Source organism: Rathayibacter sp. RFBD1 (assembly GCF_002932915.1).
Classification (GTDB): domain Bacteria; phylum Actinomycetota; class Actinomycetes; order Actinomycetales; family Microbacteriaceae; genus Rathayibacter.
The window spans coordinates 1-12901 of record NZ_PSWQ01000006.1 but is presented as its reverse complement, the minus strand read 5'-3'; the positions used below and the strand labels follow the sequence as shown (position 1 = coordinate 12901).

Sequence of the window (12901 nt, the reverse complement as noted above, 5' to 3'; positions counted from 1 at the left end):
CTCCGGTCCGCGACACGCCGTGCCGGCCGCACCGGAGCGGCGTCTCGCGGGGAGGGGTCAGCGAGCGGCGCCCGCCGTCGCCGACTCGGGCAGGCTGCTCATGGGGAGGGTGTACTCGCCCTTCAGCGCCGAGATCCAGACGGTGGTCGGGGCGACGGCGGCGAAGTTCGAGTTGAGCAGCGCCATCAGCGTGGTGTGCAGGGAGTGCGCGTCGATCGTGCCGGCGTCGTTCGCGATCGCGATCGCGCCCGTCGCGTCGGAGAGGACCTCGGCGCGGAGCCCGTGCGTCTCCGCCTCGGCGGCCGAGGCGAGGATGCAGTTGTTGGTCATGTAGCCGACGAGGGTGATCGTGTCGACGTCGTGCTCGCGGAGCCAGTCGAGCAGGTCGGTCCCCGCGAAGACCGTACCGAACTGCTTCGTGACGTTCTTCCACGAATCCGAGCGGCGCTTCTCGATCTCCGGGTGCAGCGCGAAGGACGGACCCGACGGGTCGAAGATCGGCGCTCCCTCGCCCGCGCTGTGCTGGACGACGGCGATTGGGAGGCCCGCGGCGGCGGCGGAGTCGAGGGCGGCGGCGATCCTCGGCAGCGACTGCGCGTGCGGCGGGTACTGGATCTCGAGCGGACCGCTGAAGTACTCCTGCTGCACGTCGACGAGGATCAGTGCGCGGCGCGGTGTGGTCATGAGGGGCTCCCATCGGTGGCGGACGTCCCCGATCCTCCCGCCCGGGGCTGGGAGCGGCGGTCAGCCACGCGGCCCGCGACCCGGTCGTGGGCGCAGGCCCACACCTCCTCGTGCTCGAGCGGAGTGAGGACGCCGGCGTCGAGCAGCCGGTCGGCCCGCCGCAGCGCGGCCGCGATCGCCGCCTGCTCGGCGACGGCGGGGGAGTCGACGTCCGCGATCACGAGCCGGCGGGCGCAGGCCCGGCGGAGGCGGCGGGTCGAGCGGGCCGAGAGGAGCAGGAGCGACGCGGTCGGCAGGGCGAGCGCGGCCAGCAGGAGGAGCGGCAGCCGGTCGAGCGCGAGCGTCCCGACGGCGCCGGCGGCCGTCACGGCCACGACCAGCTGCGGACCGGCCGCGTGCAGGTGGAGGCGCCTCCGCTCCTCGACGGAGGTGCCGGGCGCGAAGACCACGAGCTCGCTCCGGACGACGCCGTACCGGCTCGCGCCGACGGTGTGGCGGCCCCAGCGGGGACCGGCGTCGAGGAGGCGGAGGAGCAGGTGCACGAGCGCCATCGTCGGCCCGCGACGGCGGGTGCGAGGGGATCCTGACGGAACGCGGACGCGCACCGGGCCGATCCGCACGGTCCGCTCGCGCGACGCTCACGATGCCCTCACGACCCCCTCACGACGCGGGATCGCGCGTCGACGTCCCTCCCCAGCCGATTACCCGTGAGGAAAGCGTGAGGATCCGCTCATTCCGGGCGGGCGCGCTCCTCACGGCGAGTAGAAACATCCAGTGACCTCTTCCGTCGTCCGTGGCGACCCCGACGCCCTCGAACCCTCCCCTCTCTCCTCCGCGCGCGCGGGCGGGGTGAAGGCGTGGCTCCTCGAGGGCCTCCGCGACGACTCCGGAGCCCACCCCGGCCCCCACGCGGCCACCGGCAAGACGCACTCCTGGTGGCGCGTCATGTGCCTCACGGGTGTCGACTACTTCTCCACCCTCGGCTACCAGCCGGCGATCGCGGCGCTCGCCGCCGGCCTGGTCTCGCCGCTCGCGACGATCGTCCTGGTGGTGCTGACCCTCCTCGGCGCGCTCCCCGTCTACCGCCGCGTGGCCCGCGAGAGCTTCCGCGGCGAGGGGTCGATCGCGATGCTCGAGCGCCTGCTGCCCTGGTGGGGCGGCAAGCTCTTCGTGCTCGTGCTGCTGGGGTTCGCGGCCACCGACTTCATGATCACGATCACCCTCTCGGCGGCCGACGCGACGGCGCACGCGGTCGAGAACCCGTTCGCCCCCGCCTGGTTCCACGGGGCGGAGGTGCCGCTCACGCTGGGGCTGATCGCCCTGCTGGGGATCGTGTTCCTGCGCGGGTTCCGCGAGGCCATCTCGATCGCGGTCGTGCTCGTGGCCGTGTTCCTCCTGCTCAACGCGATCGTGATCGCCGTGGCGATCGGGCACGTGGCCGAGAACCCCGTCGTCATCGGCGACTGGTGGTCGGCGCTCACGACCCAGCACGGGAATCCGCTGATCATGGTCGGCATCGCGCTCATCGTGTTCCCCAAGCTCGCGCTCGGGCTCTCCGGCTTCGAGACCGGGGTCGCGGTCATGCCGCAGATCCGCGGCGACGCGGGCGACACCGAGGACGCCCCGGTCGGCCGCATCCGCGGGGCGAAGCGGCTGCTCATCACCGCCGCCGTCACGATGTCGGCGTTCCTCATCACCTCGAGCTTCGTCACCACGCTGCTCATCCCGCAGGCGCAGTTCCAGCCGGGCGGCGAGGCCAACGGCCGCGCGCTGGCCTACCTCGCGCACGAGTACCTCGGCGAGGGCTTCGGCACGGTCTACGACATCGCGACGATCTGCATCCTCTGGTTCGCGGGCGCCTCCGCGCTGGCCGGCCTGCTCAACATCGTCCCGCGCTACCTGCCCCGCTACGGCATGGCTCCCCAGTGGGCCGGCGCCGTCCGTCCGCTCGTGCTGGTCTTCACCGTCGTCGCCTTCGTCATCACGATCCTCTTCCGCGCCGACGTCGACGCGCAGGGCGGGGCCTACGCGACCGGCGTGCTGGTGCTGATCACCTCCGCGTCCGTCGCCGTGTTCCTCTCGGCGAAGCGCAGGAAGCAGCGCAAGCGCGCCGCGGGCTTCGCGGTCATCGCGCTGGTCTTCGTCTACACGACGGTCGTGAACGTGGTCGAGAGGCCCGACGGCGTGAGGATCGCGGCGGTCTTCATCGTCGGCATCCTCGCGGTCTCGCTCGTCTCGCGCGTGCACCGCTCGTTCCAGCTGCGCGCCACCTCCGTGGTGTTCGACGCCGCCGCGATCGACTTCCTCTCCACGGACGCCGACGACTACGGCGTGATCCGCATCCTCGCGAACGAGCCCGACGACGGCTCCGAGGCCGAGTACCGGGACAAGCTGGCGGAGGAGCAGCGCGACAGCAACCTGCCCATGCGCGGGCCGGTGCTCTTCCTCGAGGTGCACACCACCGACTCCTCCGACTTCGAGGAGGACCTGGTCGTGCAGGGCCGCGTCTGCCACGGCTTCCGCGTGCTCACGGTGACCAGCGGCAACATCCCGAACACCATCGCCACGGTGCTGCTCGAGATCCGCGACCTCACCGGCGTGATCCCGGACGTCTACTTCGAGTGGACCGAGGGCGGCCCCATCTCGAACATGTTCCGCTTCCTCATCACCGGCACCGGCGAGGTCGCCCCCGTCACCCGCGAGGTCCTCCGCCGCGCGGAGTCCCGCCGCGACCGCCGGCCGGGCGTGCACGTGGGCTGACGCCTGCTGCGCGGCGGGGGAGTGGCGGCGCGGAGGTGCCGCTCCTGCTGCGGGATGCCGCCGAGACGCCGCTCCTGCTGCAGGATGCCGCCGAGACGCCGCTCCGTCATCGAGACATCGCTGCAGGAGCGGTGTGTCGCCGGAGGAGGCGGCGTCCCTGCGCGCGGCGGCCCCGTAGCGTGGGCGCGGGCGCCCGTCGGGGCGCCGACACCGACGAACGGACGACGATGACCCTCGAGGACCAGCGCGCGCACATCCTGACCGGCGCCGTGTACGACGACATGACCCCCGAGCTGGTCGCCGCGCGCGAGCGGGCGGTCCTCGCCTCGAACGCGTACAACGCGAGCTTCGGGCGTCCGCCGGTCGAGCGGGAGGCACTGCTCCGCGAGCTCGTCGCCTCCGTGGGCGCGGACGCGCACCTCGAGCCGACGTTCCGCTGCGAGTTCGGGTTCAACATCACGATCGGCGACCGCTTCTACGCGAACTTCGACTGCATCCTGCTCGACGGCGCCCCCATCACGATCGGCGACGACGTGCTGTTCGGCCCCCGCGTCTCGATCTACACGTCGAACCACGCCCTCGACCCGGCCGAGCGCGCCGCCGGCGCCTGCACTGCGAAGCCGGTCGTCGTCGGCGACGGCGTCTGGATCGGCGGCGGCGTCACGATCAACCAGGGCGTCACCATCGGCGACGGGGCCGTGATCGGCTCGGGCAGCGTCGTCACCCGCGACGTCCCTCCGCTCACCGTCGCGGCCGGCGTCCCCGCCCGCGTCCTCCGCTCGATCACCCCCGACGACCGGACCGGCTACCGCCCGGCTCACTGACGCGGACCCACTCCGGCTCCGAGACGCCGGCTCCGAGACGCCGCGGGACTGCTCCCGGCCTCGCGGCGATCCGCCCTCAGGACTTCACGGTCGACAGAGGCTCGGTGATGCTCTCGAGGCTGCGGCGCTCGGCGTCCACGCCGAAGATCAGGGCGATCACGCCGCCGAGGATCATCACGGCGGCGCCGACGAAGTACCCGATCGTCAGCGGTCCTCGGTCGCTGCCGTCGCCGATCAGGGCGCCGTAGAGGGCGGGGGCGACCGCTCCGGCGATCTGGCCGAGGGTGAAGAAGTACGAGATCGCCTGGCTGCGCAGCTCGAGCGGGAAGATCTCGCTCACGGTGAGGTAGGCGCTCGAGGCTCCCGCGGAGGCGAAGAAGAACGACACGCACCAGAGGATCGTCTGCGTCGTCGCGGTGAGGACGTCCATGCTGAAGAGGACCGCCGAGACGGCCAGGACCGCTCCCGAGACGCCGTAGGTGAGGAAGATCATCTTCCGCCGGCCCCACACGTCGAACAGGTGGCCGAGCACCAGCGGCCCGACGAGGTTGCCGATCGCGAACGGGAAGAAGAAGTACGAGATCGCGCTCTGCTCGACTCCGTAGAAGTTCTCGAGCACCAGCGCGTAGGTGAAGAAGATCGCGTTGTAGAGGAACGACTGGGTGATCATCATCGTCGCGCCCACCAGCGTCCGCTTCGGGTACTGCCGCAGCAGCACCCGGGCGATGGTGCGGAAGGGGATGCTCTCCGTCGCCTTCACGGTGATCGCCTTCGCGTCGTCGACCGGCTCGAGCACGCCGCCCTCCGCCTCCACTCGGCGCTCGATCTCGTCGACGGTGCGCTCCGCCTCCTCCTCGCGGCCGTGCGTCATCAGCCAGCGGGGGCTCTCGGGGATGTGGCGGCGCAGGTAGATGATCGCCAGTCCGAGGATCGGGCCGAGGAAGAAGCCGAGGCGCCAGCCGACGTTCTCGGCGAAGAGCGCGTCGTTCAGGAAGAACAGGTTGGCCGCGGAGCCGAGAGCCGCGCCGCCCCAGTAGGTGCCGTTGATCGCGATGTCGACGCGGCCGCGGTACTTGGAGGGGATGAGCTCGTCGATCGCGGAGTTGATCGCCGCGTACTCGCCGCCGATCCCCATGCCCGCGAAGAAGCGGAACACGGCGAGGAAGACGTAGTTCGGCGCGAGTCCCGCCAGGCCGCTGGCGACCAGGTAGATGACGAGCGTCAGGATGAACAGCTTGCGCCGCCCGAGCTTGTCGCTCAGCCGCCCGAAGATCAGGGCGCCCGCGATCTGCCCGCACAGGTAGATCGTGCCGAGCAGGCCGACCTCGAAGGCCGAGAGCCCGAACTCCTTCGCGAAGCCGGCGGAGGCGACGATCTGGATCTCGAGTCCGTCCAGCACCCACGAGAAGCCGAGGCCGACGACGATCGACCAGTGGAAGCGGGTCCAGGGGAGCCTGTCGATGCGGGCGGGCACGAGGCTCCGGACCGGGCCGCGCGGACTGGTGGATGTCGACATGGCGAGCGCCTTCCTGTCGCCCCGGCGTCGTTGCGGAGGAACGCTGTCCCGAGCGCGGCGAGACGACACTAGACCCGCCGGCGGCTCCATATCGCCGGGCTATTCACCCCTTGTCAGGGACCGCCGAGCGGGTGTATCCCGGGGATCGGTGCCCACCGGAGGCGGAGCGCGGCGCGGAGCTCATCGGCCCGGATCCGGAGCGAGGCGCGGTGGACGCGAGCCCGGATCCGTTCCGCGGGGCCTGACACCGCCCGCCTCCTCGGCCTAGCGTGGAGGCATGATCGACGCGACGCCCGCGGGCACCCCCACCTACGTCCTCAGCGAGGGGCCCGTCTGGGATCCGGACACCGCCCGCCTCACCTGGGTCGACATCGAGGCCGGCGCAGTCCTGTCCGCCCCCGTCACCGCGGACGGGATCGGAGCGATCTCGCGCACCGACGTCGGCGAGCAGGTCGGCGCCGCGCTGCCCCTGGGCGACGGGCGGACGCTCGTCGCGCTGACCCGGCGGCTCGCGATCCTGGAGGTCGACGGCTCCCTCACGCGCGGCTCCGAGCTGCTGCCGGAGGGGCACCGCTTCAACGACGGCACGATCGACCCGCAGGGGCGCCTCCTGGTCGGCTCGCTGACCCTCGGCGAGTCGGCGGGCGACGACGTCCTGCTGCGCATCGAGCACGACGGATCCGTCACCGTGCTCGACGACGACCTGCGGCTCTCGAACGGACTCGGCTTCTCGCCGGACGGCTCTGTGCTGTACTCGGCCGACACCGAGTCGGGCGTGATCCACCGCCGCTCCTACGCGGACGCCGAGCACGGCCCGCGCGAGCCGTTCGTCGAGCTCGAGGAGGGCGTGTTCGCCGACGGACTGACCGTGGACGCCGACGGCCGCGTGTGGGTCGCGGTCTGGGGCGGGAGCGGCGTCCGCGTGTTCGAGGCCGACGGCAGCCCGGTCGAGGGCGAGGGAATCAGGATCGACGCCCCGCACTCCTCCAGCATCGCCTTCGCGGGCGAGGACCTGGACATCGCGGTCGTCACCTCCGCATCACGCGACCTCTCGGCGGACGAGCGGGCGCGTCATCCGCACGCCGGCGGACTGTGGATCGCGCAGCCCGGAGCCCGCGGCCGCGCCGCCACGCGCTGGGTGGAGGGCCCTCTGCCCTAGGCGCGGCCGGTCGCCCGTCAGACGGCGGGCGCCGTCGGCGGGCTCGGCTCCGACGCGGGCTGCGGCACGAGGGTCAGCCGCGAGATGCGGTAGCGGTCCGTCTCGGCCACGCGGAGCAGGTGGTCGCCGACGAGGACGGAGTCGCCCACCACGGCCACGCGGCCGATCCGGTCGAGGACGAACCCGCCGACCGTCTCGTACGGGCCCTCGGGCAGCTCGATGCCCAGCTGCTCCGCCAGGTCCTCGAGGATCATCCCGCCGTCGACGTCGTGCAGCTGCTCGGCCGCCTTCGCGTCGACCGCCTGGCGGGCGCCGTCGTACTCGTCGTAGATCTCGCCGACGAGCTCCTCGAGCAGGTCCTCCAGCGTGATGATGCCGTCGGTTCCCCCGTACTCGTCGATGACGACGGCGATCTGGTGGCCGTCCTGGCGCATGGTGCGCAGGGCCGCGAGCACCTTCGTCGTGCCGGGGACCGCGAGGATCGGGCGGGTGATGTCGGCGACGCTGCTCGCGGTGCCGGCGCGACCCGCCTCCGGGAACGCGGACATCAGGTCGCGCACGTGGACGAAGCCGAGCACGTCGTCGAAGTCGTCGCCGACCACCGGGTAGCGCGAGTGCGGCTGGTCGAGGACCGCCGCGTAGCCCTCGGCCACGCTGAGCGCGCCGCGGAGGAAGTCGACGTCCGGGCGCGGGCGCATCACCTCGGCGACGCGGCGGTCGTCCGCGCGGAAGATGTCGGTGAGCAGCCGGCGGCTGTCCTCGTGGATCTCGGTGTTGCTGGAGATCATGTCGCGCACCTCGTCGGCCGAGACGCTCTCGCCCTTCTCGCGCGGGTCGGCGCCGAGGAGGCGGACGACGGCGTCGGTCGAGACGGACAGCAGCCAGATCACGGGGCGCATCAGGCGCGCGAGGGCGTTGAGCGGGGGCGCGAGGGCCTTGGTGAACGCGACGGACTTCTGCATCGCCAGGCGCTTGGGGACCAGCTCGCCCAGCACCAGGGAGAGGTACGCGATGACGAGGGTCATCAGGATCAGGGCGACGGTCGAGGCGGCGGAGGCCGAGAGGCCGAGCGACTGCAGCGGCGGCACGAGGTCGGGCGCGATGGTCGAGGCGCCGTACGCCGAGGAGAAGAAGCCGGCGAGCGTGACGCCGATCTGGACCGCGGAGAGGAACGTGTTGGGGTTGCGGACGAGCTCGGCGATGCGCCGGCCGCGCTCGCTGCCGGCCTCGATCGCGCGGACCTGGCTCTCGCGGAGGCTGACGATGGCCATCTCGGTGCCCGCGAAGACGCCTCCGAGGAGGACGAACAGCACGACGAGGCCGATGTTGAGGAGGGTGTCGAGATCCACGCCGACCAGAGTAGGGATGCCGGCCGTGAGAACGCCTCGTGGACTCTCAGGGAGCGGGGTCGGGCGGGACGACGCCCCGCCCGCCCCTCGCTCAGGACGCGTCGGCCGGGCGCACGCCGATCGTGAGGATGAGGTTCGCGTAGATGCGGCGGTCGCCCGAGGCTATGGTGAGCGCGACGTCGGGCGTGCGCGCCTCGGCGTAGAAGGCGTGCCGCTCGAGCGAGGTGAAGGGGACGCCGTCGAGGGACCGGCGGAAGGAGTCCTGCGCGGGGACGTCGATGCCGGGCGCGGGGGTCATGACCGTCGCCTCCTCGACGACGATCGCCGAGAGCAGGGCGTCGAGGATCTCGTCGACGGTCAGCATGTCGGGCCGGAGGTTCAGGTGCACCAGCGCGGAGTTCGGTCCGAGCGTGGTGCCGACGGGGTAGTTGCCGTCGGCGATGAGGACGCGGGAGCCGTGGCCGGCGCGGGCGAGCGCGTGCAGGATCTCGGGGTGGAGGAGGGTCGTGGTCAGCAAGAGGAGCTCCTAGAGGTCGTGGAGGTGGGCGACGGACGAGCCGGCGAGCAGGCGGCCGGGGAGCCTCCGCTCCTGGGGACCGGGCTGCTCCGCCCCGGAGTCGAGGCGGAGGCGGACGAGGGCGGCGGCCTCGGCGGCGATCGCCTCCGTCGGCTGGGCGATCGTGGTCAGGTGCGGGCGGACCACGCGGGCCAGCTCGACGTTGTCGAAGCCGACGACGGAGAGGTCCGTCGGCACGCGCAGTCCGGAGTCGCCGAGCGCGATCAGGGCGCCGACCGTCAGCTCGCGGTTGCTCGCGAACAGGGCGGTCGGCCGGGGGCTCAGGGCGAGGATCCGCTCGACGGCGGCGACCCCGCTCTCGACCGTCAGCGGGCCGCGCACCACGGCGTCGGCGGCGGGGTGGACGCCGCGCTCGGCGAGGGCGGCGAGGAAGCCGGCGGTCCGCTCCCGGGTGGAGGACACTCCGTCCTCCCCGCCGAGCACCGCGATCGAGCGGTGGCCGTGGTCGAGGAGGTGGCGGGCGGCGGAGGCGCCGGCGCCGGCGTTGTCGAGCGCGACGCGATCGGTGACCAGTGCGTCGTCGATCCAGTCGACGGCCACCACGGGGGTGCCCTGCTCGGAGGCGCGGCGCAGCGCGTCGACGTCGCCCGCGGACGGCACCGCCACGATCCCGTCGACCATCTTCTCGAGCAGCAGGTCGACCGCGGCTCCCGGCTCGGGGCGGCTCACACCGACCAGCACGCCGATGCCCTCCTCGCGCAGGGCCCGCTCGAGGCCCGCGATGATCGAGAGGTGGAACTCGTTGTCGAGGGCGGGCAGCAGCACTCCGACCGTGCGGGAGCGCCGCGAGCGCAGGCCTCGAGCGAAGCCGTTGACCCGGAAGCCGACCTCGGCGGCCGCCGCCTCGATCGCCGCCCGGTTCTCGGGGCGCACGGGGAGCCCGTTGTAGTGCTTCGAGATGGTCGAGAGCGAGAGGCCGGTCAGCCGCTGCAGGTCCTTGTAGGTGGCCACGTCACAGGGTGGCGCGGGGCGAGCCGTAGCCGCTCCAGCCCGGGATCGTGCCGTCGGCGTCCCACAGGTCGAGCCAGCCGGTGCTGCCGGGCCAGAGGAAGACCTGGCCCTTGATCAGCCGGTTGTTGCGCTCGGCGCCGCGCAGCGCCTCCTGCTCCTCGGCCGTGAGCACCAGGGAGGCGGCGGCCAGGTTCGCCTCGATCTGCTCCGGCTTCACCGCGAACGGGATCGGGATCTGGCCGCGGTTCACCGCCCAGGCGAGGCACACGACGGCCGGATGCACGCCCCGCTCCTCGGCGATCGCCCGCACCGCGGGGTGCTCGATGTCGACGATGTCGCCCTCCACCCGGTCGCGCTCCGGCCGCGACGGCGAGCCCAGCGGCGAGTAGCCGATCGGCTGGATGCGGTGGTCGAGGCAGAAGCGGAAGAGCTCCGGCTGCTGGAAGCAGGGGTGCAGCTCCATCTCGTTCAGCTGCGGGGCGATGCGGACGTCGGCGAGGATCCGCTCGAGCTTGGGGATCGTGACGTTGGAGGTGCCGAGGTGCCGGACGAGGCCCCGGTCGACCAGGCTCTCGAGCGCGCGCCAGGTCTCGAGGAACGCCTCGTGGACGTAGGGGCGGGCGTGCGGATCGCGTGCGTCGGTCTCGGCGTGCGGCGGGTGGTGGTTGGGGAAGGGCCAGTGCACGAAGACGGCGTCGAGCACGTCGAGACCCAGGTCGGCGAGCGAGCGCTCGACGGAGGCGACGACCGCCGCGGGCTCGTGCGCGTCGTTCCAGATCTTCGACATGACGAAGAGCTCGTCTCGGTCGACTCCGGAGTCGGCGATCGCCCGGCCGACGCGCGGCTCGTTGCCGTAGACGGTGGCGCAGTCGAGGAGGCGGAAGCCGGCGCGGAGGGAGTGCTCGACCGCGAGGCCGACGGTCTCGGCGTCGTAGCGGTCGGAGCCGAACGTGCCGGCGCCGATCGCGGGGATGCGGCTGCCGCTCGCGAGGACGCGGTGGCTCGGCGGAGTGGGGGCCATGCGGATCCTCCTGGTGCGGCGGGGCGAAACGTTGCGCCTTACCGTAGGCGGGGGAGGGTGGCGGCGTCAACGATGCCGTGGACTGGGGCGCGTATCGTTTCGTGCGGTGGGTGCTTTCGTCCTCCGTTCCTGCCCCGCCTCCCTCGAGAGCCCAGTAGTCGTCGCACTCGAGCGCGACTGCGACGACTCCTGGACTCTCGAGCCGCGCGCTCGGCTCGCTCGCGCGAGAACTCAGGAGTCGTCGCACTCGACGTCGACTGCGACGACTCCTGGACTGTCGAGAAGAGCCCCGCCCCTCCGCTCAGACCAGCCGGCGCGACTCCTCCGTGACCACGCGGAACCAGCGCGCGCCGTAGCCGTCGAGGGGCACCGACACGGTGCCGTCCTCGCCGAGCGGGAGCGATTCGCCGCCGAGGGAGTCGACCAGCCGCGCTCCGGCGGGGGTGTCGGGGAGCGTCAGGTGCGCCGTGCGCGGGTTCGACGCCAGGTTGTGCACTGCGACGGTCGTGCCGGTCGACGCGGACATCCGGTGCGCGAGCACGCTCGGCTCGTCGCAGGGGAGGTGCGTGTACTCGCCCCAGCCGATCTCCGGCGACCGCCGGTACAGCCAGGCGAGGCCCTTCACGTGGGCCAGGAGGGAGTCCGGATCCTGGAGCTGCGCGGCCGCGTTCACGTGCTCGGGTCCGAAGCCGCCGCCGGGAGGGGCGGCGATCAGGTCGGAGGCGTCGGCGCGCGAGAAACCGCCGTTGGCGGCGCTGCTCCACTGCATCGGGGTCCGCACGGCGCTGCGGCCCGGGATGTCGGCGTTCTCGCCCATCCCGATCTCCTCGCCGTAGTAGAGCACCGGGGTCCCGGGCAGCGAGAAGACCAGGCTGTGGACCAGGCGGACGCGGCGCGGGTCGCCGTCGACCATCGGCGGGAGGCGGCGGACGATGCCGCGCCCGTGGATCCGCTGCGACTGCTCCGGAGCGAACGCCGCGAAGACCTCGTCGCGCTCGTCGTCGCTCAGCTGGTCGAGGGTGAGCTCGTCGTGGTTGCGCGCGAAGTTCGCCCACTGACTGCCGACGGAGATCTCGGGGCGGCTCGCGAGCGCCTCGACGAGAGGCGCCGCCTCCTCCCGGGCCAGCGCGAGGTAGAGGCGCTGGTTGCCGATGAAGTCGAACTGCATCGACAGCTCGTCCGCGTCCTCGCCGCCGAAGAAGCCGAGCTGCTCCTCGCGGGTCACGTTGACCTCGCCCAGCAGCATCGCCTCGCCGGAGCGCCGCGAGACGAAGCGGCGCAGCAGGCGCAGCCACTCGTGCTCGTCGCGTTCGCCGGGCTCGATCAGGTAGGGCACCGCGTCGACCCGGAAGCCGTCGACGCCCAGCTGCAGCCAGAACCCGATGAGCTTCGCGATCTCGTCGCGCACGGCCGGGTTCTCGGTGTTGAGGTCGGGCTGGTGCCGGTAGAAGTGGTGCAGGTAGTACTGGCCCGCCTCCTCGTCGCGGAACCAGACGCCGTCCTCCGCGTCCGGGAAGACGTTCGCGGGCTGATCGGCGGGCGGCTCGTCGCGCCAGACGTAGTAGTCGTGGTACGGGCTGTCGGGGGAGGAGCGGGCGGCCTGGAACCAGGGGTGCTGGTCCGAGGTGTGGTTGACGACGAGGTCGACGATCACGCGCATCCCGCGGTCGTGTGCGGTCCGGATCACCTCGACGACGTCGCCGTGGTGCCCGAAGCGCTCGTCCACTCCGTAGAAGTCGCTGATGTCGTAGCCGTTGTCGCGGCCGGGGGACCGGTAGAACGGCGCGAGCCAGAGGCAGCTGACGCCGAGCTCGGCCAGGTAGTCGATCCGGTGGACGAGGCCCTCGAGGTCGCCGACGCCGTCGTCGTCCCAGTCCATGAACGTCTTCACGTCGAGGTTGTAGAAGACGGCGGTGCGCCACCACAGGTCGCTGGTGTCGGTGACCCTCATGCGCGGGGCTCCGGGCGGGAGGAGGCGGAGGGTGCGGGGAAGAGGGGCGCGGGCGCGGGCGTCCCGGCTCCGGTGTGGGAGGTCGCGGCTGCTCTTGTCGGGTGGTAGC

General features: G+C 72.3%; 11 protein-coding genes. 3 read left to right on the top strand and 8 right to left on the bottom strand.

The window, feature by feature from the left end; all coding sequences use genetic code 11:
* Window positions 1-57: 57 nt before the first annotated feature.
* Together C5D50_RS02575 and C5D50_RS02570 are read right to left on the bottom strand one after the other, a co-directional pair.
* Entirely contained in the window at window positions 58-684 is a 627-nt protein-coding gene (locus tag C5D50_RS02575) for an isochorismatase family protein (protein ID WP_104248270.1), read from the bottom strand.
* Window positions 681-1226 (bottom strand): DUF6611 family protein, encoded by a 546-nt coding sequence (locus tag C5D50_RS02570; protein WP_146086867.1) that lies wholly within the window; start codon window positions 1224-1226, stop codon window positions 681-683. Before C5D50_RS02570 ends, C5D50_RS02575 begins: the two co-directional genes overlap by 4 nt.
* A 232-nt stretch (window positions 1227-1458) precedes the next feature.
* Between C5D50_RS02570 and C5D50_RS02565 the strand changes: the two genes are divergently transcribed.
* Together C5D50_RS02565 and C5D50_RS16940 are read left to right on the top strand one after the other, a co-directional pair.
* Window positions 1459-3444: an amino acid permease gene (locus C5D50_RS02565; protein WP_374955341.1), complete on the top strand. Its 1986-nt coding sequence runs from the start codon at window positions 1459-1461 to the stop codon at window positions 3442-3444.
* A gap of 227 nt (window positions 3445-3671) precedes the next feature.
* On the top strand, window positions 3672-4268 hold the full coding sequence (locus tag C5D50_RS16940) for a sugar O-acetyltransferase (RefSeq protein ID WP_104225087.1): 597 nt from the start codon (window positions 3672-3674) through the stop codon (window positions 4266-4268).
* 76 nt (window positions 4269-4344) lie between these two features.
* Here C5D50_RS16940 and C5D50_RS02555 read toward each other — a convergent pair whose 3' ends face one another.
* Window positions 4345-5784 carry an MFS transporter gene (locus C5D50_RS02555; protein WP_104225083.1) on the bottom strand — a complete coding sequence of 480 codons (1440 nt, stop codon included), beginning with the start codon at window positions 5782-5784 and terminating at the stop codon, window positions 4345-4347.
* A gap of 277 nt (window positions 5785-6061) precedes the next feature.
* Between C5D50_RS02555 and C5D50_RS02550 the strand changes: the two genes are divergently transcribed.
* Window positions 6062-6943 (top strand): SMP-30/gluconolactonase/LRE family protein, encoded by an 882-nt coding sequence (locus C5D50_RS02550; RefSeq protein WP_104282632.1) that lies wholly within the window; start codon window positions 6062-6064, stop codon window positions 6941-6943.
* A gap of 17 nt (window positions 6944-6960) precedes the next feature.
* Here C5D50_RS02550 and C5D50_RS02545 read toward each other — a convergent pair whose 3' ends face one another.
* The 5 genes from C5D50_RS02545 to C5D50_RS02525 all read right to left on the bottom strand — a co-directional run bounded on the left by C5D50_RS02545 (window position 6961) and on the right by C5D50_RS02525 (window position 12792).
* The gene (locus C5D50_RS02545) at window positions 6961-8292 is read right to left on the bottom strand and encodes a hemolysin family protein (RefSeq protein WP_104233863.1); all 1332 of its coding nucleotides are present in this window, start codon (window positions 8290-8292) and stop codon (window positions 6961-6963) included.
* 91 nt (window positions 8293-8383) lie between these two features.
* Window positions 8384-8809 carry an RbsD/FucU family protein gene (locus tag C5D50_RS02540; RefSeq protein ID WP_104269762.1) on the bottom strand — a complete coding sequence of 142 codons (426 nt, stop codon included), beginning with the start codon at window positions 8807-8809 and terminating at the stop codon, window positions 8384-8386.
* 9 nt (window positions 8810-8818) lie between these two features.
* Window positions 8819-9820, bottom strand: a complete 1002-nt coding sequence (locus tag C5D50_RS02535; RefSeq protein WP_104225079.1) for a LacI family DNA-binding transcriptional regulator — start codon at window positions 9818-9820, stop codon at window positions 8819-8821.
* A 1-nt stretch (window position 9821) separates the two neighbouring features.
* Window positions 9822-10841, bottom strand: coding sequence for an aldo/keto reductase (locus C5D50_RS02530; protein ID WP_104282631.1), 1020 nt, complete (start codon window positions 10839-10841; stop codon window positions 9822-9824).
* A 301-nt stretch (window positions 10842-11142) separates the two neighbouring features.
* Window positions 11143-12792, bottom strand: a complete 1650-nt coding sequence (locus tag C5D50_RS02525; protein WP_104282630.1) for an alpha-amylase family protein — start codon at window positions 12790-12792, stop codon at window positions 11143-11145.
* Between the last annotated feature and the right edge of the window lie 109 nt (window positions 12793-12901).